Origin of the sequence: Bradyrhizobium sp. CB2312 (assembly GCF_029714425.1) — a bacterium.
GTDB lineage: Bacteria > Pseudomonadota > Alphaproteobacteria > Rhizobiales > Xanthobacteraceae > Bradyrhizobium.
In genome coordinates, this window is record NZ_CP121668.1 from 835,208 (window position 1) to 858,888 (window position 23,681).

General features: G+C 65.0%; 20 protein-coding genes. 10 read left to right on the plus strand and 10 right to left on the minus strand.

The annotated features are described in order from the left end of the window. Positions 1-136 precede the first annotated feature (136 nt). Positions 137-1,942: a tetratricopeptide repeat-containing glycosyltransferase family protein gene (locus tag QA642_RS03960; protein ID WP_283083479.1), complete on the minus strand. Its 1,806-nt coding sequence runs from the start codon at positions 1,940-1,942 to the stop codon at positions 137-139. A gap of 154 nt (positions 1,943-2,096) precedes the next feature. Here QA642_RS03960 and QA642_RS03965 point away from each other — a divergent pair, with 154 nt between their 5' ends. Beyond that, a complete protein-coding gene (locus QA642_RS03965; RefSeq protein WP_283083480.1) occupies positions 2,097-2,537 on the plus strand; it encodes a hypothetical protein in 441 nt (146 codons plus the stop codon). Positions 2,538-2,557: 20 nt separating this feature from the next. Here the strand turns inward: QA642_RS03965 and QA642_RS03970 are convergent, their stop codons facing one another. Both QA642_RS03970 and QA642_RS03975 read right to left on the minus strand, forming a co-directional pair. Beyond that, on the minus strand, positions 2,558-3,580 hold the full coding sequence (locus QA642_RS03970; protein ID WP_283083481.1) for an LLM class flavin-dependent oxidoreductase: 1,023 nt from the start codon (positions 3,578-3,580) through the stop codon (positions 2,558-2,560). Positions 3,581-3,589: 9 nt separating this feature from the next. Further along, positions 3,590-4,654: an AraC family transcriptional regulator gene (locus QA642_RS03975; protein ID WP_283083482.1), complete on the minus strand. Its 1,065-nt coding sequence runs from the start codon at positions 4,652-4,654 to the stop codon at positions 3,590-3,592. 248 nt (positions 4,655-4,902) lie between these two features. On the opposite strand from QA642_RS03975, the gene QA642_RS03980 reads away from it, so the two are divergent. Next, entirely contained in the window at positions 4,903-5,241 is a 339-nt protein-coding gene (locus QA642_RS03980) for a hypothetical protein (RefSeq protein WP_283083483.1), read from the plus strand. Between the two features lie 52 nt (positions 5,242-5,293). Here the strand turns inward: QA642_RS03980 and QA642_RS03985 are convergent, their stop codons facing one another. From QA642_RS03985 to QA642_RS04000, 4 genes are all read right to left on the minus strand, one after another. Then, a complete protein-coding gene (locus QA642_RS03985) occupies positions 5,294-5,977 on the minus strand; it encodes a class I SAM-dependent methyltransferase (protein ID WP_283083484.1) in 684 nt (227 codons plus the stop codon). 26 nt (positions 5,978-6,003) lie between these two features. Continuing rightward, on the minus strand, positions 6,004-6,462 hold the full coding sequence (locus QA642_RS03990; RefSeq protein WP_283083485.1) for an Rrf2 family transcriptional regulator: 459 nt from the start codon (positions 6,460-6,462) through the stop codon (positions 6,004-6,006). A 395-nt stretch (positions 6,463-6,857) separates the two neighbouring features. Then, complete coding sequence (locus QA642_RS03995) at positions 6,858-8,879, minus strand: YgiQ family radical SAM protein (RefSeq protein ID WP_283083486.1); 2,022 nt, start codon at positions 8,877-8,879, stop codon at positions 6,858-6,860. Between the two features lie 86 nt (positions 8,880-8,965). After that, entirely contained in the window at positions 8,966-9,832 is an 867-nt protein-coding gene (locus tag QA642_RS04000) for a 3-keto-5-aminohexanoate cleavage protein (RefSeq protein WP_283083487.1), read from the minus strand. 155 nt (positions 9,833-9,987) lie between these two features. Here QA642_RS04000 and QA642_RS04005 point away from each other — a divergent pair, with 155 nt between their 5' ends. Next, positions 9,988-10,176, plus strand: a complete 189-nt coding sequence (locus tag QA642_RS04005) for a hypothetical protein (RefSeq protein WP_283083488.1) — start codon at positions 9,988-9,990, stop codon at positions 10,174-10,176. Positions 10,177-10,527: 351 nt separating this feature from the next. Here the strand turns inward: QA642_RS04005 and QA642_RS04010 are convergent, their stop codons facing one another. Next, positions 10,528-11,208 carry a GntR family transcriptional regulator gene (locus QA642_RS04010; protein WP_283083489.1) on the minus strand — a complete coding sequence of 227 codons (681 nt, stop codon included), beginning with the start codon at positions 11,206-11,208 and terminating at the stop codon, positions 10,528-10,530. 12 nt (positions 11,209-11,220) lie between these two features. Continuing rightward, entirely contained in the window at positions 11,221-12,633 is a 1,413-nt protein-coding gene (locus tag QA642_RS04015) for an FAD-binding oxidoreductase (RefSeq protein ID WP_283083490.1), read from the minus strand. A 181-nt stretch (positions 12,634-12,814) separates the two neighbouring features. Here QA642_RS04015 and QA642_RS04020 point away from each other — a divergent pair, with 181 nt between their 5' ends. The 3 genes from QA642_RS04020 to QA642_RS04030 all read left to right on the plus strand — a co-directional run bounded on the left by QA642_RS04020 (position 12,815) and on the right by QA642_RS04030 (position 17,441). Continuing rightward, on the plus strand, positions 12,815-13,699 hold the full coding sequence (locus tag QA642_RS04020) for a dihydrodipicolinate synthase family protein (RefSeq protein ID WP_283083491.1): 885 nt from the start codon (positions 12,815-12,817) through the stop codon (positions 13,697-13,699). Between the two features lie 212 nt (positions 13,700-13,911). Next, a complete protein-coding gene (locus tag QA642_RS04025; protein ID WP_283083492.1) occupies positions 13,912-16,242 on the plus strand; it encodes a TonB-dependent siderophore receptor in 2,331 nt (776 codons plus the stop codon). A 2-nt stretch (positions 16,243-16,244) separates the two neighbouring features. After that, a complete protein-coding gene (locus QA642_RS04030; RefSeq protein WP_283083493.1) occupies positions 16,245-17,441 on the plus strand; it encodes a PepSY-associated TM helix domain-containing protein in 1,197 nt (398 codons plus the stop codon). A gap of 57 nt (positions 17,442-17,498) precedes the next feature. On the opposite strand, the gene QA642_RS04035 is transcribed toward QA642_RS04030, so the two are convergent. Further along, positions 17,499-18,167 (minus strand): hypothetical protein, encoded by a 669-nt coding sequence (locus QA642_RS04035; RefSeq protein ID WP_283083494.1) that lies wholly within the window; start codon positions 18,165-18,167, stop codon positions 17,499-17,501. Positions 18,168-18,349: 182 nt separating this feature from the next. Here QA642_RS04035 and QA642_RS04040 point away from each other — a divergent pair, with 182 nt between their 5' ends. The 4 genes from QA642_RS04040 (at position 18,350) to QA642_RS04055 (ending at position 23,677) form a co-directional block, all read left to right on the plus strand. Beyond that, the gene (locus QA642_RS04040) at positions 18,350-19,582 is read left to right on the plus strand and encodes a rhodanese-like domain-containing protein (RefSeq protein ID WP_283083495.1); all 1,233 of its coding nucleotides are present in this window, start codon (positions 18,350-18,352) and stop codon (positions 19,580-19,582) included. Between the two features lie 159 nt (positions 19,583-19,741). Further along, entirely contained in the window at positions 19,742-20,986 is a 1,245-nt protein-coding gene (serA, locus tag QA642_RS04045; protein ID WP_283083496.1) for a phosphoglycerate dehydrogenase, read from the plus strand. Positions 20,987-21,199: 213 nt separating this feature from the next. Then, complete coding sequence (locus QA642_RS04050) at positions 21,200-22,219, plus strand: patatin-like phospholipase family protein (RefSeq protein WP_283083497.1); 1,020 nt, start codon at positions 21,200-21,202, stop codon at positions 22,217-22,219. A 3-nt stretch (positions 22,220-22,222) separates the two neighbouring features. Beyond that, on the plus strand, positions 22,223-23,677 hold the full coding sequence (locus QA642_RS04055) for a GntP family permease (RefSeq protein WP_283083498.1): 1,455 nt from the start codon (positions 22,223-22,225) through the stop codon (positions 23,675-23,677). Positions 23,678-23,681: the final 4 nt, after the last annotated feature.

The window sequence follows — 23,681 nt, forward strand, 5'->3', positions numbered from 1 at the left end:
CGACGGCCATCGATCGCCGTGCATGCCGGGCTCGAAGCGCGATCGGGATCGCGATGAATGGTTAGCGCGCTTGCGGCTGTCGTTTGCGCATGATCTCTTCGCAGCGCTGACGTGGCCCTTCAGTCCGGATCATGCCTCAGTGCGCGCGGGGTTCAAATGAGCTGGCCCGTGCGCGCAATTCGTCCCTGACGCGATCGAGCACGCTCTCATACTCACGCCTCTCGGTCTGCCGGAACAGCCGCATGCTGGGGTACCAGGGGCTGTCTGTGCGGTCGAGCAGCCAGCGATAGTCGGGCGTCCATGGCAAAAGGAGCCAGGTCGGGCGGCCAAGGGCGCCGGCCAGATGAGCGATGCTGGTGTCGACGGTGATCACGAGATCAAGGCAGCTCATCAGGGCGGCGGTCTCGGCGAAATCGGTGAGGTCGGCGGTGAGGTCGACGATGTCGTGTCTCTCCCGCAGCACCGTGGCGTCGCTCGGGCGCGGCCCCTTCTGGAGGCTGATAAAAGTGGCATCGGCGTCGAGGATACGGGACAGCGTCCGCAGCGGAATGGAGCGCGCCTGATCGTTGACGTGGGCCGGATCGCCGGACCAGGCGAGGCCGACCCGGAGCCTGGTTCGAGGACCGAGACGATTGTCCCAGGCCTGAATACGGTCGTCCGGAGGCGAGGGCAGATACGGCATGTCCGCCGGGATCGTATCGAGGCGGGTGCCGAAGGCGAGCGGAAGGCTGGATATCGGGCAGTGCAAATCGAAATGCGGCAGCGTGCCTGCAGCCGACATCGGGACGTGATGGGATACGCCGCCTAGAGGAGACATCAGCCGACGCAGCGGGTCCTGAACGGCAAGAATAACGCGCGCCCCCCGCGCCGCCAGCATGGGGACGTAGCGGACGAAGTGAATCGTGTCCCCCAGTCCTTCATCCGCAGCGACCAGGATCGTCTTTCCTGCGATGTCTTGGTCACCGAGCCACGTCGGTTGCGCAAAGCGGGCGTATTTCGCCGAAGGCAGCTTCAATCGGATCTGGTGCCCGCGCCAGCCGGCTTCGAAATCGCCTGTCAGGAGACGAGCCAGGGCCACATTCCAGTCTGTCACCGTATCGTTCAGCCCGAGCGCCTTCATGTGCTCGGACAACGCGAAGACCTCGTCGAAGCGATGCAGGTGGAACAGCGTGGTCAGCTTGTTGTTGAAGGCCGCCACCAGGTGCGGCTCTATCGCGATGGCTTTCTCGAACCACGCCAATGCCTCTTCATCCCTGCCGAGCCGCCGTAGCGAAAGGCCGAGATTGTTGCAGGTGTCGGCCTTGTCGGGAGCGAGCTGGTGCGCGCGCTTGCCCTCGGTCGCGGACTCCTCGAACCGCTTCAGCGTGTAGAGAATCCATGCGCGCGTGTGCAGCGTCGGGGCATGGTTCGGGAATAGTTTGTCGCTGAGGTCCAGATGCGCGATGGCCTCCTCGTTCCGGCCGAGCTTGTGGAGGAGAGTCCCGCTCTTGCGCAGGGTGTCGTGATGATCCGGATCGAGCTTGAGCGCGTGCTGGAAGCTCGCGAGGGCCTGATCGAGGCGCGACAGCTGAGAGAGGATGTCGCCGCGCTGTCGCCACAAGCCGGCGTCGTCAGGCCGGAGCTGGATCGCGTTGTCGACGACGTTGAGCGCCTCCTCGAAGCGCCCATGCTGCTGCAACGCCGTCCCGAAGCTTGCAAGATATTCGGGCTTGGGCGCCCGACGGATCGCGCGGACGATCCACTCCAGAGCGTCATTGTAGTGTTGGTCGTGGAGACACAGCAGGCCCATGAGATGCTGGGCGTCCGTGTGCTCCGCATCCATCGTGAGGGCCTGCTCGCAGCAAGCACGGGCGTCGAGATGCCGTCCGGCCCGGAGATGCTGAAGGCCCGCTTCACAGTAAGCGGCTGGTGTTTCCATCGCTGGCACGTTGCGGGCTGTCATTGAGCTCTTGCTGGCGGCGCGGCACTAGCGATGTCCGGCCAATTCGACTTTTGACGTTGAGGCCGGCAAAAATGCATGATTCTGCTCATAGTAGAAAGCTGGGCAGCCGGCGGTTACGATCGTCTTCACAAGCCTCGCGCAAGGAGACGGACGCGTGATCGAACACATTCTCAGATTCATGACGCTTGGCACGGTCATCGTTGGCATGGCGGCGATCTATGCGGCGCTCCATACCAACAACCGGCGCCTGGGCGCGGACATCTTCCTGCGATATTCCGACCGGGTCTCCGACCTGCGGCGCCGCCTTCCGGTCGGAGTGTTCCTCGAGCGAGGGGCCGCCGGCGACCTCGAAATCACGGCGGAAGAGCAGCGGGCCGTGCATGAGATCATCCACGCGATCTTCGAGCTCTACGAGCTCAAGGTGCACGGCTTCTTTCCAGCGGAGATATGGAAGATCAGGGAGCCCGACATCGAAAGGCTGCTGTCGCTGCCGGTCTTTCAGCAGGAACTGGCGGACCTGCAAGCCCGATACGCCAGACATCCGCGCCTGACGGCCTGGCTCGAGAAGATCAGGAGGCAGTCAGAGATGGCCTGACCTGTGTGTCGGCGATCGCCTCACCGCCACTCGAGCGCCGGCGCGACATGCGTCAGGATCGCCTCGATCGCGTGCACGCAGTAGGCGACACCGAGCTGGTTCGGAATCGTCAACAGCAGCGTGTCGGCCTCCGCGATCGCCTCGTCCTGCTTGAGCTGCTCGATCAGCACATCCGGCTCGGCGGCATAGGAGCGGCCGAAGATCGCCCGGGTGCGCGGGTCGATGAAGCCGATCTGGTCTTCGCCGCCGCGTTCGCCGCCGAAATAGGCGCGGTCGCGATCGTCCATCAGCGCGAAGATGCTGCGGCTCACCGACACGCGCGGCTCGCGGCTGTGGCCGGCTTCCTTCCATGCGGCGCGATAGCTACGAATCTGCGCAGCCTGCTGCACGTGAAAGGCTTCGCCGGTCTCGTCGTTCTTCAGCGTCGAGCTCTGCAAATTCATGCCGAGCTTGGCCGCCCACACCGCGGTCGCATTCGAGCCGGCGCCCCACCAGATCCGTTCGCGTAAGCCCACCGAATGCGGTTCGAGCCGCAACAGTCCCGGCGGATTGGGAAACATCGGCTGCGGATTGGGCTCGGCAAAACCTTCGCCGCGCAGGAGGTCGAGGAACACTTCAGCGTGGCGCCGGCCCATGTCGGCATCGCTCTGGCTTTCCGCCGGCCGGTACCCAAAATAGCGCCAGCCATCGATCACCTGCTCCGCCGAGCCGCGGCTGATGCCGAGCTGGAGCCGTCCGCCGGCGATGAGATCGGCGCTTCCTGCATCCTCCACCATGTAGAGCGGGTTCTCGTAGCGCATGTCGATCACGGCCGTGCCGATCTCGATCTTGCTGGTCCTGGCGCCGACGGCCGCGAGCAGCGGGAAGGGCGAAGCCAGTTGCCGCGCGAAATGATGCACGCGAAAATAGGCGCCGTCCGCGCCGAGCTGTTCCGCCGCGACCGCTAGCTCGATCGATTGCAGCAGCGTGTCCGCCGCCGAGCGGGTCTGCGATTGCGGCGAGGGCGTCCAGTGCCCGAAGGAGAGGAATCCGATCTTTTTCATGGGAGCAATTTAGGGATGGTCGCGGCGATTTGCGATGGGCCTCTCGGAGGAATCCTGCTCACGAGCTGGCCCGTCGCCTGCGTCGTGGTCCCGTTCGGGGGTGTCCAGGGCGCGCCATTGCCTCGGCGTCATTCCGGTCCAGCGCTTGAACGCGTGAGTGAACGCGCTGACTTCGCCGTAGCCGAGCAGCCAGGCTGTCTGCGAAATAGGCAGTTCATCGTTCTTCAGATAGCTCTTGGCAAGGTCGATCTTCATCTCGTCAAGGATGCCACTGAAGGTCAGCCCCTCCAAAGCGAGGCGCCGCACCAGCGTGCGATGACTCATCCCCAGGCGGCGGGCGATCTCTTCGACCCGTGCCTCACGATGCGGGAGCAATGGGGCGATTGCATTCTCAACGCTCGATCTGAGCGGGACACCGACGGATTTCCGGTGCGCGAGCGCCTGCTCGCAATACGTCACCAGCAGATCGTTCAGATAGTGGTCAGCACTTTCGATCTGCATCGGCCCCACGGATACCGGGAAAGCGATCTCGTCGACATCGGACCCGAACTCGATCTCGCGCCCCAGGAACGATCTGACCTCTGTGGGCGTCGTTCGACGGCGATGTACCACTTTGAGCCGGCTCGGGATCAGGCGGCGATTGGTCAGGGCGCGGTTCATGCGAATGATTGAGGTCAGCCAGAATTCGATCTGGTGCTGGTCCGAGTGCCGTTCTACACCGACATATTTCAGCGTGATCGTCATCTCTTTCGCGGCGAATCGCAGCGAAATCCCCTCGTTGGCGAGACGGCAATAGCGCTCGGCCTTTGCGAAGGCTTCGGCGATCGTGCCAGAGGATGCTGCCACGTAATAGAGCAGGCCAATTTCACGAAGGTCGAAGTCTCGTGCCAGGTGGAAGCCGAGGCTGTCGTCCTGCAGCGCCTCGGCCCCAAGTTCCAGAAACCTGATCTGGCTCTCGACGCTCAGGCGCGCCTTGCGATCCTCGATCTGCTTGAGAGTCAAACCGGCCCTGGACAGCAGACCGTCCGCCTCGATGCCGGCGGCCCGCAGGCGTGCCCATACCAGGCGGGCCATTCCGCCGGTCGCACTGGGCATTGTTTCAAAATGGGGCGAATGGGCAGCCGGCACACCGAACCCTTTCGTCGTTGCCGCTGCGGGCCTCGCTCTTTGGGCTCGCCGATCGTGACCACGGCATGAAAAATCAACTTATTGGCTCACGATAACAAGAAACCGGGGGGCGTGTGACTTAAATCGCTTGTCTGCCCTCAGACTGGTCTTGCGTTCTCGGGGCAACCCCCTCCCCGAAAGTTACGATGGCCTTGATGTCCAGCAGTGACGGCGCCGCGCCGCCCATCAACGTGAAGATTTTACGAGGTTACGGAAAGTTGCTTGGAATTCCTCATATCGCCCATGGCTCCCGGACGGTTGCGCTCGAGCGGGTCGGGGATTGCGAGATCAGCATGTTTGAAGCGCTTGGGGCGGGACTGCCCGAGAGCCCGTTGTTCTGGATGGAGCTGTTCGACCTCAGCGTTCATGCGTCGCTCGACAGTCGCGGCTGTCACAACATGCGCGATGCGGTTGCAGCGTTCGAGGACTTTGCTTGGCAAGCGAGCCGTTTGGCGGAAGCGCCGCTTTGTGCAGACAGCGAAACGGTAGGCTGACAATCGCTGCGCAGGCCGCCAGCTCCCGGCAAAGCCGTACAGCTGATTTATCTCAGGCGTAAGCCACCCAGCCGCGGAAGGCGAAGCCGGTGTAGAACAGCGTCGGCTCGGAGAAACCGGCCTCGCGCAAGATCACCTCGTCGTGAGTGGGCGCCAGAATCTGCAGATGGTTGCTGACGGCATCCTGTGCGGCCGCGGCCTGCTCCGGCTCGACGCCGGATGCGGCCAGGAACGCCGAGTACCGCGCCAGCCACAGCGGACGTTCCTTCTCTCCATCGGGTGCGCTCAGATGCGCGACCACGAACGGTGCGCGCGGTTTGAGCCGGCGGCGGATCTCCGAGGCGATCCGGCGTCGTTCGGCGACATCCACGAAATGGAGGGTCAAGAGGCAGGTGGCGCCGTCGAACGGTCCCTCCGGGGCATCATCGATGTAGCCTTGGTGAAAGCGCGCACGTGGTGCGAGCTCTCCCAGAGTCTGCCCGGCCAGCGCCAGCATCGGCCCAGAGGGGTCGACGCCATCGAAGCGCCAACCGGGATGTGCCTGTGCAAAGGCTTTGAGCTCCAGGCCGCCGCCGGCGCCGAGGACGAGCACCTGCCCATCGCTGGGGACGCTCTCGGCCAGCAGAATTGACGCCATGGACTGCATGGCGTCATAGCCCGGCACGAACCGCCGTGGCCCTTCGGTATATCGAGCTACGAATTGCGGATCCGAGAACGCAGCTTGAATGTCGGTCATGATGTTGTCCCCGTGAATGGAGCCGCTCACGCGCCATGCGCGCTGATATGGTGGATCTTTCGAGACCCGAGCCGCTTGCGCAAATCATCGCTCAACATCGCCAGCGTCACCTCGCCAAAGCGCGCCAGCAGCAGCGCTTCGGCGTCGTGAAAGGCCTGATCGAGCGCGGCATTGACCGCCTGCTCGACAAGGCAGCCCGGCGCCTCCGTTCGGTTGCCCATGGCGAGCAGCGAGGGACTGCCGAGCGCAACGTAGACGTCCCGCAGCGTCACCTTCGACAAGTCGCAGGCAAGCGTCCAGCCGCCGCCATGCCCCTTCTCGGAGCGGACGTAACCGAGGTCTCGCAGCCCCGCCATGATGCGGCGGATCACCACCGGGTTGGTGTCCATCGCCTTCGCCAGCGTCTCGGACGTGAAGGGCCCGGGCTGCTGCGCCATGTGCAGGAGTACGTGGAGTACGCCGGATAGACGGCTATCTCGTTTCATGTAACTTCATATATTACATGATGGCGCCGAGGTCAACCGCTTTCTGCGCGCGCTCTGTTCGTGAAGGGTATGGCCGGTGGCACGGGCCGGAGTGCGGTCTGTCGGATCAATCGCGACGGCAGTCGCTTGATCTACGACGAAACAACCCGTGCATGCGATGATGCCATCTTGCGCCTGTTTTGCCCGACGGGTCAACCGATTTCGCAAAATCGGAAAGTGCGCAACAACGACTTTCCCGAAGGGCTACGCCTCGCAGATACAAGCGAAGGCGAGCCAACAACTCATCTCAAGCTCGTCGCGCTTCAAGTCGTTGATTTTGCTGCCCCCGGCTACTGTGCATGGGGTTGTTTTCGAATTTTATCTTAAGAGGCACCAAAGCAACGGGCTCTTGCCCGCTACTTCATCACCCGCAGGCCCTTGGTCGTGAAGCGCTGCGTCTTGCCGCCGGGGCGAACGGGGCGCTTGGTGCCGGCGGCCTTGCCCGTGCCGGGCGGCTGGTGCGCTGGGACCAACTGGTGGGGCTGCGAGCCGATCAGGTCGCGGCGGCCCATCTCAATCAAGGCCTCGCGCAGGACGGGCCAATTGTCGGGATCGTGATAGCGCAGGAACGCCTTGTGCAGGCGGCGCTGGCGCAGGCCCTTGATCGCATCGACCTTGTCGCTGCCGCCGTGGCGCACGCCGCGCAGCGGATTGACGCCGGTGTGGTACATCGCGGTGGCGGTCGCCATCGGCGAGGGCAGGAAGGTCTGCACCTGATCGGCACGATAGCGGTTCTTCTTGAGCCACAGCGCGAGGTTCATCATGTCCTCGTCGGTCGTGCCCGGATGCGCCGCGATGAAATAGGGGATCAGATAGTATTTCTTGCCGGCCCGCTCCGCCGCTTCATCGAACATCCGCTTGAACTTGTTGTAGGCGCCGATGCCCGGCTTCATCATCTTGTCGAGCGGGCCGCGCTCGGTATGCTCGGGCGCGATCTTGAGATAGCCGCCGACGTGATGGGTGACGAGCTCCTTGATGTATTCGGGGCTCTCCACCGCGAGGTCGTAGCGTACGCCCGAGGCGACCATCACCTTCTTGATGCCCTTGGTCTCGCGCACCTTGCGATAGAGCCGGATCAGATCGTCATGCGAGGTGTTGAGGTTCGGGCAGATCTCGGGGAAGACGCAGGACGGCCGCCGGCACGCGGCCTCGACCTTCGGGTCCTTGCACGCCATTCGGTACATGTTGGCGGTCGGGCCGCCGATGTCGGAGATCACGCCGGTGAAGCCCGGCGTCTTGTCGCGGATCTTTTCGATCTCGCGCAGGATCGAGCCTTCGGAACGGTTCTGGATGATGCGGCCCTCGTGCTCGGTGATCGAGCAGAAGGTGCAGCCGCCAAAGCAGCCGCGCATGATCGTCACCGAGAATTTGATCATCTCCCAGGCGGGGATGCGTGCCTCGCCATAGGACGGATGCGGCGCGCGGGCGTAAGGCAGGTCGTAGACCGCGTCCATCTCCTCGGTGGTGAGCGGGATCGGCGGCGGGTTGAGCCAGAGATCGCGATCGCCATGACGCTGCACCAGCGGCCGCGCGTTGCCGGGATTGCTCTCCCGGTGCAGCACGCGTGACGCACGCGCATAAGCTTCCTTGTCCTGCTCGACCTGCTCCAGCGCCGGCAGCCGGATCACGGTCGCGCCCTTCTGGCGCGTTGCGCCCTCGTCGGCGGAATCGAGATCGTCGGCGTGCAACTCGGAATAGTCCTCAGGCACGCGGCGGAACAGCGCGACGCCCCTGACGTCGTCGAGCTCGCGCGGCGCCTCGCCGGCGGCGAGCCGCTGCGCTACCTCGACCACGGCGCGCTCGGCATTGCCGTACAGCAGCAAGTCCGCCTTGGCGTCGGCCAGCACCGAGCGGCGCACCTTGTCGGACCAGTAATCGTAATGCGCGATCCGGCGCAGCGAGGCCTCGATGCCGCCGAGCACGATCGGGGTGTCCTTGAACGCCTCGCGGCAGCGCTGGGCGTAGACGATGGTGCAGCGGTCCGGCCGCTTGCCGCCTTCGCCGCCCGCCGTATAGGCATCGTCGCTGCGGATACGCCGGTCGGCGGTGTAGCGGTTCACCATGGAGTCCATGTTGCCGCCGGTGACGCCGAAGAACACTCTTGGCTTGCCGAGCGCCTTGAACGGCTCGGCCGACTGCCAGTCCGGCTGCGCGATGATGCCGACCCGGAATCCCTGCGCCTCCAGCAGGCGGCCGATGATCGCCATGCCGAAGCTCGGATGGTCGACATAGGCGTCCCCGGTCACCAGCACGATGTCGCATTCATCCCAGCCGAGCGCGTCCATCTCGGCGCGGCTCATGGGGAGGAACGGCGCCGGCTTGCGCGGGCGCGCCTTCGCCATCAGGGGCTTCTCGGCGGTGATGATCTGGATATCCATGGCGCCAAGGGATAAGACCCCGGGCGCGCGAATTCAACCGACGGACGCGTGAAAGATTGAGGTTCCCCTAACGCGATCCGGGCGCTTCAACCCCCGGCAAGCACCCGCCGGACCTCGGCTGTCGCGGCCGGTTCGCCACCATGCTCGCGGACCATCCGCACGGCGTCCTCAACCAGGCGCAGATTGTTCGCTGTGGAGCCCAGCAGCGCATCCTCGAGCCCGACGCGGACATGGCCGCCGCGCGCCACCGCTTCGCCGATCAGCGGCGTGATGTCGACGCCGAGGCCGGAGACCATCCAGGGCGCGCCGCGCGCTTCTTCCTCCGTCAGCGTGACCAGCGCTGCGAGGCCATATGGCTTCGGCGGAAAGCAGAAGGCGAATTGCTGCGAGAACATGAAGCGGTAGACCGGTGTCTTCACGCCGCTCGCGCGCGCCAGCGCTGCGCCGGCGCGGATGAAGCCCGGCTCGTAGATCGCGAAGGCGGGGTGGATGCCGTGGCGTTTGGCGACGTCGAGGCCGTGCCGGATATGGGTCTCCGGATTGAGATAGGTCTCCGCCGGCTTCGCCTGCGCCTTGGCCGCGGTCAGCGTGAAATTGACGCTGCCAGGATCGACCACCGCGAATTCGAGCAAGCCGCGTTCGGCCAGTCGCTCGATATGGGCAAAGCGCGCCTTGGGATCGGCGACATTTCCGCGCGCATCGAGGCCGGGGATGGAGGGATAGACAGGCACGTCGATCTTGGCGCGAATGCCCTCGATGATGCGGGCGTAGACCTGCCAGTCGAACGTCTGCGGTCCGCCGCCGTCATAGGCATGGGTGTGAATGATCGCTGCGCCGGCTTCCGCGCAGGCGATGCCCTCGGCGACGATCGCCTCGATCGTGTCGGGTATGCCGGGCTGAAGCGCGCGGCTCCACGGTCCATTCAGTGCCGCCTCGATCCAGACCTTGCGCATGGCGCGCTTCCTTCATTTGCCCGAACGGTGATCCTGCTTTGCAGGACCGTATCACGCCCGCCATGCGGGGACAGCGCCATCCGCTGTGTGAGACCATCCACATACCGGCCGCGCGGGGCCACGGCATCCTCGCATCAGTTTCAAGGGAGAGATCCATGTTGTTTCTGATCGACGCGCTGCTGATCTTGGCGATGTTGTTTTTCCTGTTCCTGCCGGTCTCCGATCGCAGGACGGTGCGGATGAGGCTCTCGATGCTCTGCGTGCTGCTGGCGGTGTTCTCGGTCTCCGTCACCCGCACCCATGTGGCTCCGGTGCAGCTCGCGGGCATGGTCACGGTGCGGTGAGCGCCGAAATTGTCACATGTGCCCAGCATTGTGGTTCGCTCGCAGGAACCAACAGTCTCCGCGAACATTCTGACCTAGGCACCCGCGCGAGCCGTGCTCGCGCGTGCCTCGACGATTCCGGCGCCAGTGCCTGTGACCGGACTTCTGCCCCGATGCTCGCTTTGGGGCGATGGGGGAGCTGTGAGTACGGTCATAGAGAACTTGCTGGCGCGAAAGCAGAAGCTGGTGGAACTGCTCGAAAAGGCGCAAGCCGTCGAGGACCGCGACAAAATTGAGCACCAGCTCGAGCAGATCAACACCGCGCTGGACTTTCTGGACAGGCCGGGATCGAAGGACGCGCGATAGTCGCGCTCAATCCGCCTTCGGTCTCTCCACCTTCAATGCCTTGGCATAGACCACGCCCGAATTGGTGATGTGCGTCGTCATCAGCGCCTCGAACGCCGCGAGCTCGCCGCGCGCGAACAAATCGAGCAGCCTGCGATGCTCGTCGAAGGACGAGCGGGTGCGCACGTCGATCGGCGAGGTCAGATTGGTGCGGAGCGCGGCGACGCGTCCGGAGACGAGCTGGTAGGATTCGGCGAGGTAGCGGTTGCCGCAATGGGTGAACAGCGCCTCGTGAAAGGCGGCGTCCGCGCGGCCATAGGCGATGTTGTCCTTGGCCGCGACTGCAGGCTCCATCGCCGCGATCGCCTCGCTCATCGCTGCAATTGCGCCATCGCGATCGTGGCGAAAGGCGAGCGCGACGGCCTTGGGCTCGAGCGCGATTCTGAACGTGCAGAGCGCTTCGATATCTTCTGCGCTCGGCGTGAACACGAAGCTGCCGACCTGCGGACGGATCACCACGAGACCTTGCGCCTGTAACTGACCCATTGCCTCGCGCACCGGCGTGCGGCTGACGCCGAAGGCGTTCGCCACCATCTCCTCGGAGATGGCGGCGCCCAACGCGAACTCGCCGTCGATGATGGCCTGCCGCAGCCGCAGCACCACCCGTTGCGACAGCGATTTCGGCGTATCGAGCTTGAGCGATCTCATGCGCTCGCCCGCTCAGATCACCTTGCCGGGATTGAGCAGATGATCGGGATCGAGCGCGGCCTTCAGCGTCCGCATCAGCGCGATCTCGGCCTCGCTCCTGGCATGGCCCAGCCATCTCTTCTTCAGCGTGCCGATGCCGTGCTCGGCGGAGACGCTGCCGCCCAGCTCGCGCACGAGACCATAGATGATCGCGTCCATCTCCTCCTTCGGCTGCTGCTCGACGGGCAGGCCCGCGACCCAGGAGACGAGATGCAGATTGCCGTCGCCGATATGGCCGTAATAGACGCTCTCGCAGCCATTGATGCCGGAAGCCAGCGCCGCCTTGCAGCGCGTGGCGAACTCGTCCATGCGCGCCACCGCAAGGCCGATGTCGTAGGAGATGTGGGGCCCCAGCACCTGGCCGAACTCGGCGCAGATGTCGCGCACGCGCCAGAAGCTCTGCGTCTGCGCCAGCGATTGCGCCACGGCCGCATCCGCCAGCAGCCCGCGCTCCATCAGCTCTTCGAGCCAGTTCTGGAAGCGCGGCGCGTCCACACTCTCGTCGGTGCCCTGCGCTTCCACCAGCACGTAGAGGCCGTGGCCTGCCGCGACTGGCGGCTTCACGCCGGCGCGATTCGTGATGACGTCCCAATAGTCCGGCCACATCACCTCGAACGCCGACAGCAGCGGGCCGAGCCCGCTGCGCGCGGCGCCGAGCAGGTCGATCACCGCGGCATAGTCCTTCAGCGCGCAGAGCGCCGCCATGGTCGAGCGCGGCTTCGGGAACAGCTTGAGCACCACGCGGGTGATGATGCCGAGCGTGCCTTCCGAGCCGATAAAGAGATGCTTCAGGTCATAGCCGGCATTGTTCTTCATCAGCTTGTTGAGGCCCGTGGTGATGGTGCCGTCGGGCAGCACCGCCTCGAGGCCAAGCACCAGCTCGCGCGTCATGCCGTAGCGGATCACGCGGTTGCCGCCGGCATTGGTGGAGAGATTGCCGCCGATGGCGCAGGAGCCGCGCGAGCCGAGGTCGAGCGGAAAGAAGAAGCCGGCCTCGTCCGCGGCCTTCTGGATCGTCTCCAGCGGGGTGCCTGCCTTGACCGTCATCGTCATCGAGGCAGGGTCGATCTCCTCGATTCCGGTCATGCGCTCCAGCGAGATCGCGACCCAGCCCGCTTCAGGCGAGGCGCCGCGGCACAGTCCGGTCAATCCGCCTTGCGGCACGAATGGCAGCCGCGCCTTCCGGCAGGTCAGGATCGCGTCCGCAACGCCCTGCGCGTCGAGCGGACGGATCACCGCCAGCGGCGTCTGCGGCAGGCTCGCGCTCCAGTCGTTGCAATTGCGCGCGGGCACGTCGGTGCCGGTCAGCACCGCCGCGGCGCCGAGCTTGTCGCGCAAGGCGCCGAGCAATCGGTCGGGATGCTCGATGGGGGTCACCATGTTCATGCGAGACCTCCTCTAAATTCAGCTGCGCCTCATGCGCGCCGTGACGGTGGAAAGGGTTTGCGTCTGCCTTGTATGTAAGGTACAAGATGGCAAAGTAAAGCAAAAACAAGGCTCGGGAAAGCCCGTCAGATCGTTGGAGATCAGGGGGTGGTCCGAGGTCGAAGATATGAAGGGTTGCGAGATGGCAGAGGCAATTCGCGGGTTCTGGGTGGCATCGGCGACGCCGCTGGCGGCTGACGGGAGCGTGGACTTCGCCAAGCTCGCGGCCCATGCCAAGCAGCTCTTCAGCAAGGGCGTCGACGGCGTCGTGCTGTTCGGCACCACCGGCGAGGGCACCTCGTTCAACGTGATCGAGCGCGTCGCGACCATCGAGGCCATGCTCAAGGCCGGGGTCGCGGCGGAACGTATCGGCATCGGCGGCGGCTTTCCCGCCATCAGCGACAGCATCGCGCTGACGCGCGCCGTGCTCGGCCTCGGCCTGCGTCACGTCCTGTTGCTGCCGCCCTATTTCGATCGCAGCGTCACGCCCGAGGGCATCGAGGATGCGTTTGCCGCGATCATCGACGGCGTCGCCGACGATCGGCTGCGCGCCTACCTCTATCACATCCCGCAGGTCTCGGGCGTTGCGATCCCGACCAGCGTCGCTGCGAACCTGCGCAAGCGCTACGGCAAGGTGGTCGCTGGCCTGAAGGACTCCAGCGGCGATTTCAAGCAATTCCAGGCGTTCCGTGCAGCGGCCCCTGAGCTCGCCATCACCGTCGGCAATGAAGTCGACATCGCCCGCGCGATCGCCGCCGGCGGCGCCGGCACCATCTGCGGCATGGCCAATGTCGTGCCCGATCTGGTCAAGGGCATGATCGACGGGCGGGATGTCGAGGCGCGTATGCAAGCCGCAACCGACGTCGTCCTGAAGACGCCGTCGTTCCTCCCGACGCTGAAGGCGATCCTGGCGGCGCAGACGGGTGACGCAGCCTGGCTGCGTGTGCGTCCGCCGCTTCGTGCGCTGTCCGACGGCGCCGCGTTCAAGCGGAAGCTCGACGAGCTGATCGCTCCTGCCGTCGCGTGAGATCGCGCAACGTCGCGACATGCTGCCGCGAATTCTCGCGCAGCGTGTCGCGCTCGGTGCGATGGCAATTGGTGATTGCCGTGACGCCGCGATCTGCTCTTAGAATGATTCAACACTAGAGCGATTCAATCCCGCCTACGGTTCTCTTCACGTCCGGCGGCTGTTAGACGCGCCAACTTCAATGCTGTGTCTGACTTGGAAGTGAATCGAACGTGCGTGCTCATCTGGATGGCCGTGAAAGCGGCCATCGAACCGGCGCCGGCAAGGGCCGCGCGGGTCTTCTCATCGGCGCAGCCGTTCTGCTCGCCGAATGCCCCTCCAACGCGAGCGCGCAGGCGCAATCGGCACTGCCGCCGGTGACGGTGGAAGCCCCGGTGCAGCGGCCGAAGCCGGCGCGTGCATCGAACCAATCTCCGCGGCGTGCGCAAGCCGTTGCGCGCCGTCAACCCAATCGCGGCCCCGCGCCCGCAGCGCCGACATTGTCGGAACGCGCGGCAGCCGAAGCGGCCGCGCAACAGGCCGCCAAGCTCGGCTACCGAGCGATGCCGAGCTCAACCACGCTGCGCAGCGGCGCTTCGCCGCTCGATACGTCGCAGTCCGTCAACGTCGTCCCGGCGCAGGTGCTGAAGGACCAGCTCCCGCGCAACATCGACGACGCGCTCGTCAACATCTCCGGCATCACCCAGACCAATACGCTCGCGGGCACCCAGGACGCCGTCATCCGCCGCGGTTTCGGCGACAACCGCGACGGCTCGATCATGCGCAACGGCATGCCGCTGGTGCAGGGCCGCAGCCTGAACGCCGCAGTCGAGAGTGTCGAAGTGCTGAAAGGGCCGGCCTCGCTGCTCTACGGCATCATGGATCCCGGCGGCATCGTCAACACCATCAGCAAGCGTCCGGAGCTCTATCAGCACGGCTCGGTGACATTGCTCGGCTCGACCTACGCGAACAACCACAGCGGCGCCGACAGCACGCTCGACATCACCGGCCCGATCGGGGACGGCGGTCTCGCCTATCGCTTCATCGGCTACGGCGTCAGTGAGGACTATTGGCGCAATTTCGGCCGTCACCGCGAGATGCTGGTGAACCCATCGCTGGCCTGGTACGGCGAGACCACGACGGTTCAGCTCACCTACGAGCATCGCGAGTTCATCACTCCGTTCGACCGCGGTACCGCCTTCGTGAACGGCGCGCCACTGGCGATCCCGAAAACGCGCCGGCTCGACGAGCCCTTCAACAATATGTGGGGCACCTCCGACTTGGTGCAGGCCTCGGTCGAGCAGAAGCTGGACGACAATTGGAAGGTCACGGCGGCCTACAGCTACAACACCGAGACCTACAGCGCCAATCAGCTTCGGATCACCGGCGTCAACGCTAAGACCGGCGTCGAGACGCGCAGCAATGACGGCACGCAGAATTCGCTGAGCAACGCCAGTTACGGCACCTCCTATCTGCAGGGCGATGTCTGGGTGGGTGGCTTCCGCAACGAGATCCTGTTCGGCGGCGAGGCACTCTATCGCACGATCGATCGCCACGATTTGATTCGCCAGGCGACGCCGAGCTTCAATTTCTACAACCCGGTGTACGGACTGGTCACACCGGGCACGATCGTTTCGGGGGTCGACAGCGAGCAGACCGACAAGCTCGGCACCCGCGGCTTCTTCGCCCAGGACACGTTCCATGTGACCAACTGGCTGTCCGTGGTCGGCGGCGTGCGCTGGATGGAATACGAGCAGCTTGCTGGAAAAGGCCGGCCCAAATTCATCACCAACACTGATCTCGCGGGAAACAAGGTGCTGCCGCTCGGCGGCGTCATCTTCAAGCTGAACGACCAGCTCTCGTATTACGTGAGCTACACGCAATCGCTGAAGCCGACCTCGACCATTGCGCAGTTCGCGGGCACCACCATAGGCTTCGTGGTCACCGGAAATCTCCCGCCCGAGGAAGGCACACAGTGGGAAACCGGCTTTAAATTTGACGTCAACAAGCGGCTGTCGGGTACCCTGGCGTTCTACGACATCCAGAAGAAGAACGTGCTGGTTCGGGACGATCTCGGCAACGGCACGGTTTCGGCGCGAACGTCCGGCGCAGCCCGGTCGCGCGGAGTCGAGTTGGACGTGACCGGCAAGCTGACTGACGATTGGAGCATGATCGGAAGTTACGGCTATACCGATGCGCGGTTGATCAACGATCCCGATGTCGGCAACGCCAAGCTGTTCAACGCCGCGATGAACACAGCCTCGCTCTATCTCGTCTACGATTTCGGCGAGCGGTTGCCCGGACGTCTACGGCTCGGCGGTGGCGCGCACTATGTCGGCGACCGGCCCGGCGACTCCGCGAACACCTTCTTCATGCCGGCCTATACCGTCGCGGATGTCTTTGCGACCTATGACACCAGGATCGACAATCTGCCGGTGACCTATCAGTTCAACGTCAAGAACCTGTTCGACAAGGTCTACTATGCGTCTACCACCGGAAGCGCTCTGAACGTCGCACTCGGTGATGCGCGGCGCTTCTCGCTGTCGGCGACGGTGAAGTTCTAGCGATGGCAGCGCGGCTCGGGCACAGCATCAAGGCGGTTCTGCTCCAGATCCATTCCATTGCGGGCCTCGTGCTCGCGCTGCTGCTTGCCCTGATCGCGCTGACCGGCGCGATCATGAGCTTTGAGGACGAGGTCGTCGAGCATCTCAACGCCGGCATCATGCATGTCGTGCCGCGCGAGAGGCCGGCGCTTACCCCAGATGAATTGGTCGCGCGGCTGAAGGCGGGGCAAGACGTCGGGCAAGTCTCCGCTGTCATGCTGTCGAGTGATCCGACTGCCGCGGTGCGTGTCCGCTTCGCCCGCGACGAGCAGGGCGGCCGGCCGACATCGCTCTATGTCGATCCCTATGACGCTCACGCACTGGGCTCGCCGCGCGGCGAGGAATTTTTCGCGACCGTCCGCAGGCTGCATCGCTGGCTGCTGATCCCCGGCGACGCCAAGGGTTGGGGCCGCCAGATCACCGGCGTTGCCGCGCTCGGCCTCATCGTCATGTTGGTTTCGGGGCCGGTACTGCGCTGGCCGCGTCGCGCCACGAGTGCAAAGCTGTGGCTGAAACCGAATCTGGCGCTCAGCGGCCGCGGCCTGCATCGATCGTTGCACGCCGTGATCGGCACCTGGGTCCTGCCGATTTATGTGGTGATGACGCTGACCGGCCTCTGGTACTCGTTCGACTGGTACAAGGACGGCGTCGTCTGGCTGCTGGCGCGCCCGGAGGTCACCGCTGCGAAGATGCAGCCCAAGATGGCTGCAAAGACGCCGCGCGCGTCGGTCCGGACCGAACCGGCTCAAGCGGTCGGATTCGATCAGGCATGGACCACGCTCCGCCGTGAGCAGGGCGACCGCTTTTCCAGGGCTCTGCTGACGCTGCCCGCCGGCCCCGGGACAGTGATCCGGATCCGGTCGTGGCCGAAGGACTCGACGCTCGAGACCACGCGCGACGAATTCCGCGTCGATGCGGTCACCGGTCAGGTGGTCTCCGCGGAGCGTTATGCCGACAAGACGTTCGGCGAGAAGATCATCGCGGCCATCTACGACATTCATCGCGGCGCGATCCTGGGGTGGCCGGGCAAGCTCGCCTTCATGATCGCCGCGGCCCTGATGCCGCTGTTCTCGGTCACCGGCGTTCTGCTTTATCTGTCGCGCCGCAAGCTGCGGCGCCCGGCGCAGCCGCCGCTCGGGCGGCTTGCTCCGGGCGAGTGAGCCGACCCGCCGCTGTTCAGGTCCGCCTGGATCGAGACGTGATATTTGCTGGACGCGTCACTTCGGTTGCATGCGCCGTTCACCAATGACGACGTCGTTGTTGACGGCGTAGACAAAGCAGCCGCCATCCCTGCCATTCCGCGCGGGATCGCTGTTGCATTTTGCTAGTGCTGAAGCCTGGGCATCTCCCACGCTCGGATCGCCCGTCGAGATAAACAGCTTTCCCCAGGGGTGGATTGCCATCGCCTTGGGCTCCATGGCCTTATCGTAATTCTGCACGTCGGGACGCTGCCTAGTCACCCGCCGGATGATCGGGATCTGGGATAGGTCATACTTGCCCGCATAATGCAGTCGCGGCATGTCCCGCGCCGTCAGCTCACCTTCCACGGCGATTTCTTCGTTCACCGCCAGCAGAGCGCAGGGTTTGCCATAGCGTAACTGGCACGCTTCCAGTGAGCGCTCGCCGGTGACCGACGCGTTCTCGTGTTCACAGGAGCGAAAATAGCTCGCGCTGACGAGCTCCACGGCCTGCCCCTTGTTGGGCTTGCAGGCGACGTAGTCCTTGATCAGCGTGTCGCGGACAAAGCCGAACACGGTCGGCGTCGTCGCCGCTATGATCGATGCCATCGCCCGCTCGAATTGGGATTTGCGCTCCGCATTGGTCAGGGCGGCCATGGCCGCACCCGGAAGCACCAGAAACACCACCAGGAATTTTATGATTCGCATGCTGCCCCCCAACGCACGAATCGGAACTTTACCCGCCCCGCGCCCGCGGACAACATGCTTCTTTTCCGCGGCTCCGCGGGATTGCGCGCAGCAGAGCCGTGGGGCATGCCTTCGTTGAGCTGGTCAAGCGACCTGCAATCGGTCAAAAGCGGCCTGTTCAAACTTCGAAGGCTGCCTGTCCGATGAAGCTCCCCACCGCCACCCCCGCCGATATCCGCCGCGCGCTGCTGTTGCGGGAGGAGATCGCGCTGCTTGATCTCAGGCATGAGGCTGGCTTTGCCACCGGCCATCCGCTGTTCGCCGCCAACATGGCCGCGGACCGGATCGAGATCGAGGCCGAGTTGAGGCTGCCGCGCAAGGACGTGGCAATCGTGCTCTATGATGACGGCGAAGGCCTGGTGGCAACCGGCGCCGAACGGCTTGCCGCGCTCGGCTACACCAATGTCAGCGCGCTCGATGGCGGGTTGAAGGCCTGGCGCGATGCGGGCTATCAGATGTTCGAGGACGTCAATTCCTATTCGAAAGCGTTCGGTGAGCTGGTCGAAGCGCGCCGGCACACGCCCTCATTCAGCGCCGACGAGGTGGCAAAGCTGATCGCCGACAAGGCGGACATCGCCATCCTCGACGTCCGCCGCTTCGACGAATATGCGACCATGAACATTCCGGGCTCGGTCAGCGTGCCCGGTGCGGAGCTGGTGCTGCGGGCAGGGCAGGCCGCACCTGATCCCGACACCACCATCATCGTCAATTGCGCCGGCCGCACCCGCTCGATCATCGGAACGCAGTCGCTGATCAATGCCGGCGTGCCCAACAAAGTCCGCGCACTGCGCAACGGCACCATCGGCTGGACGCTGGCGCGGCATACGCTCAACCATGGCGCCGACCGGCGCGGTGCGATCGGACCCTTCGAAGGCGGCCCGGCCAATGCGCGCGATGTCGCCTATCGCGCCGGCGTTCGTCACGTCGGCGCGAGCGAGATGGCGGCGCTGCTCGCCGACCGAGATCGCACGCTCTATCGCTTCGACGTGCGCGACGCCGAGGAATACGCGGCAGGGCATCTTCCCGGCTTCCGCCACTATCCGGGTGGGCAGCTCGTCCAGGAAACCGATATGGCCGCGCCCGTGCGCGGCGCGCGCATTCTTCTGACCGACGACAAGAGCGTGCGCGCCGACATGACGGCGTCATGGCTCGCGCAGATGGGCTGGGAGGTCTATGTGCGCGAAGGCGGCTATGACGGCGCGCTCGAGATTGGCCCGCCGCGCGTGCTGCCGAAGCCCGACCCGGCGCATCGCTACCGCCGGCCCTATGAGGGCACTGATGTCGCGGAGAAGGCGATGCAGGCCTATCTCGATTGGGAATATGGTCTCGTCGAGCAGCTCAGGCTTGACGGCACGCACGGGTTTTACGTGATTTGATGACGGGGCGGCGATTGTGCGTGCGGGGATAGCTGAGCTGGTGGGATGCCAAGCATACCTCTCGCCCCGCCATCTTCTCCCCGTATCCAAACCCTATTGTGCTGGATGTCGTCCGCGGTCTATGAGCTGCGGCAAAGCCGTCACCTATGGAGATATTTTATGCCAGCCCCAGGCCAAAGCCCTGAGCGGAGTGCGAAGGCGCTGCTGCTCGAAGGCGTCAATGATAGCGCTGTCGACCTGTTCAAAAGCGCGGGCTTCACCAATGTCGAGCGGCTGACCAAGGCGCTGGACGGCGAGGACCTGCGCCGAGCGCTCAAGGGCGTGTCGCTGCTCGGCATCCGCTCGCGCACCCAGATCACCGATGAGGTGCTCGCGGCCACGGACGGGCTCCTCGCGGTCGGTTGCTTCAGTGTCGGCACCAACCAGGTCGATCTCCTGGCGGCGCGCAAGCGCGGTATTCCCGTGTTCAATGCGCCGTTCTCCAACACCCGCAGCGTCGCCGAGCTCGTGATCGGCGAGATCGTGATGCTGCTGCGGCGGATCTTCCCGCGCTCGGTCTCGGCGCATGAAGGCGGCTGGGACAAGTCGGCGACCGGCAGTCGCGAGGTGCGCGGCCGCACGCTCGGCATCGTCGGCTACGGCAATATCGGCTCGCAGCTCTCGACCCTGGCCGAAGCGATGGGCATGCGCGTGATCTATTTCGACCGCACCGACAAGCTCCGCCACGGCAACACCGAGCCGGTCGAGAAGCTCGAAGAGCTCTTGGCGCAGAGCGACGTCGTCAGCCTGCACGTGCCGGAGACGCCGGAGACATCAGGCATGATCGGCGAGAGCGAGCTGCGCGCGATGAAGCCGGGCTCTTTCCTGATCAACAACAGCCGCGGCACCGTGGTCGATCTCGACGCGCTCGCGCGCTCTTTACGCGACGGCCATCTCGCCGGCGCGGCCATCGACGTGTTTCCGGTCGAGCCGTCCTCGAACGCCGACCGCTTCAAGAGCCCGGTGCAGGGCCTCGAGAACGTCATCCTCACCCCGCATATCGGCGGCTCGACCGAGGAGGCGCAGGAGCGCATCGGCGGCGAGGTCGCGCGCAAGCTGGTCGACTATTTCATCACGGGATCGACCATGGGCGCGGTGAATTTTCCGGAGGTGCAGCTGCACTTACGCCCCTCCGGCGCGCGCTTCAGCCACGTCCATCGCAACGTGCCGGGCATGCTGCGGCGTCTGAACGAGGTCTTCCTCCAGCGCGACATCAACATCGCCGCGCAATATCTCGAGACGGCCGGCGACCTCGGCTATGTCGTGCTCGACGCCGACCTTGCGGGTCAGGATTCCGGAACCCTGCTTCAGCAGATCCGCAGCCTCGAAGGCACGGTGGGCGCGAGGCTGGTGTTCGAGCACTAAAGCCTGACCCGGAAAAGTGCGAAGCGGTTTTCCGGAAAAGATCATGCGCAAACAACAACCTAAAGCGCGATGACGATTCATCCAAATCTCATCGCGCTTTAGGCGGACACCACGTTCTGGTTGCATTTTGCGGCCTCCGCTCCATACACTGTCGTCATCGTCGGTGCGGAACAATTCGCGTCGAATTTGAGCTTCAGTTGCGTCGGTGCTGCGATGGAACGGGATCCCGTACTCGTCGACCTCGCACTTCAGGGCGGCGGCTCGCACGGCGCCTTCGCCTGGGGCGTGCTCGATCGCCTGCTGGAGGAGAAGTGGCTCAGTATTGCCGCGATCTCCGGAACCTCGGCAGGCGCGATGAATGCGGCGGTGCTGGCGGACGGCTGGACCGCCGGCGGCGCCGAGGGCGCGCGTGAGGCGCTCGCGAACTATTGGCGCCGCGTGTCGAAGGCCGCGGCCCTCAGTCCGCTCCAGCGCTCGCCGCTCGACCGGTTGATGGGACGCTGGACGCTCGACACCTCGCCCTTCTACGTCTTGACCGATTTGATGTCGCGCGTGCTCTCGCCCTACGATCTCAATTGGACCGGCTACAATCCATTGCGCGCGGTGCTGGCCGAGAGCATCGATTTCGAGCGGCTGGCGCGCTCGCCGATCATGCTGTTCATCACCGCGACGAGGGTGCGCACCGGGCGCGGGCGCATCTTCCGCAATTCGGAGATCACGGCCGACGTCCTGCTCGCATCGGCCTGCCTGCCGACCATGTTCCGCGCCATCGAGATCGACGGCGAGCCCTATTGGGACGGTGGCTTTGCCGGCAATCCGACCATCACGCCGCTGGTGCGCGAGAGCGACGCGCACGACACCATCCTGGTCCAGATCAACCCGACGGAGCGGCCGGAGGCGCCGCGGACGGCTGCGGAGATCCTCAACCGCCTCAACGAGATCTCCTTCAACTCGCCGCTGATGAAGGAGCTGCGCATGATCGCGCTGCTGCGCCAGGCCGCCGATCCCGGCAGCGGCGAGGGCGCGCGCTGGGCCAAGATGCGGACGCATCGGATCAAGAGCGACATGCTGGCGAAGTTCGGCGCGTCGTCCAAGCTCAACGCGGAGTGGGAGTTCGTCTCGATGCTGCGCGCCGAGGGGCGTCTCGCCGCGGACGCGTTTCTCGGCGAGCATGGCGCGGATATCGGCCGGCAATCGACGGCCGATCTCGACGTGCTGCTGTCGGAGTGCTGAGGCATGGGTCTGCTCGGCCTCCTCGTCGGGCTCGGTCTGCTCGTGCTGTTTGCGTTTCGCGGCTGGAGCGTGCTCCTGCTCGCGCCGTTCGCCGCGCTCGTCGCCGCACTGTTCGGCGGCGAGCCGTTGCTTGCGAACCTGACCCAGGTCTTCATGGTGAATGCTGGCGGCTTCGTCGCGCAGTTCTTCCCGATCTTCCTGCTCGGCGCCGTGTTCGGCAAGCTGATGGACGACAGCGGCGCGGTCACGTCGGTGGCCGGCTTCATGGCCGAGCGCCTCGGCGAGCGCCGCGTGATCCTCGCGGTCGTGCTGGCCGGCGCGGCCGTGACCTTTGGCGGCGTCAGCCTGTTCGTCGCGTTCTTCGTGATCGTCCCGATGGCGCGTTCGCTGTTTCGCGCGGCAGCGATTCCGCGCCGTCTGATCCCGGCGGCCATCGTGCTGGGCACGTCCACTTTCACCATGTCGGCGCTGCCGGGCACGCCGTCGATCCAGAATGCGATTCCGATGCCGTTCTTCGGCACCACGCCGTTTGCCGCGCCGGGCCTCGGCATCATCGCGTCCCTCATCATGCTAGGTGCGGGATTGTGGTGGCTGCATCGCGCCGAGGCCGCGGCCAGGCGCGCCGGGGAGGGCTACGGCGATGATGTCGAGGATGCGGCCGAGCGCGCGGCCGCCGACGAACTCGTGCGCGAGCGCGCGACGACGGCGCGCGAGTTCGACCCGGCGGAGTTGAGGCGCGGGCAACGCAGCAGCGGACCGTCGCCGGTGACGAGCGCGATCCTGCCATTGGTGGTCGTCGTCGCAGTCAATCTCGTGATGTCGCTCGTCGTGCTGCCGCGGCTCGATGTCTACTATCTCGCCGAGCAGCGCTTTGGCGCGACGTCGCTCGCCGCGGTCGCGGGCGTGTGGTCGGTCGCGGTCGCGCTGGCCGCCGCCATTGCCACGACGATCGCGCTGAACTGGGCGCGCCTACCGGCATTGCGGCAGACCATGGATGCCGGGGCCAATGCCTCGGTGCTGCCGGCATTCAGCGTCGCCAGCCTCGTTGGATTCGGCGCGGTGGTCGCCGCGCTGCCGGCCTTCGCCATCGTGCGCGACTGGGTGCTTGCGATCGAAGGTGGTCCGCTGGTCTCGCTTGCGGTCGCGACCAACATCCTTGCCGCACTGACCGGATCGGCGTCAGGCGGCCTCACCATCGCCCTCGACGCGCTCGGCCCGACCTATGTCGAGCTCGCCGCGCGCAGCGGTATCGACCTTGCGCTGATGCATCGTGTGGCCGTGATCGGCTCGGGTACCCTCGATATCCTGCCGCACAATGGTGCGGTGGTCAGCCTGCTCGCGATCTGCGGCCTGACGCATCGCGACAGCTATTTCGACATCGTGATGGTTGGCATCGTGACGTCGCTCGTGGCGCTGGTGGCCGTGATTGCACTCGGCAGCGCAGTTGGTTCGTTCTGAACGA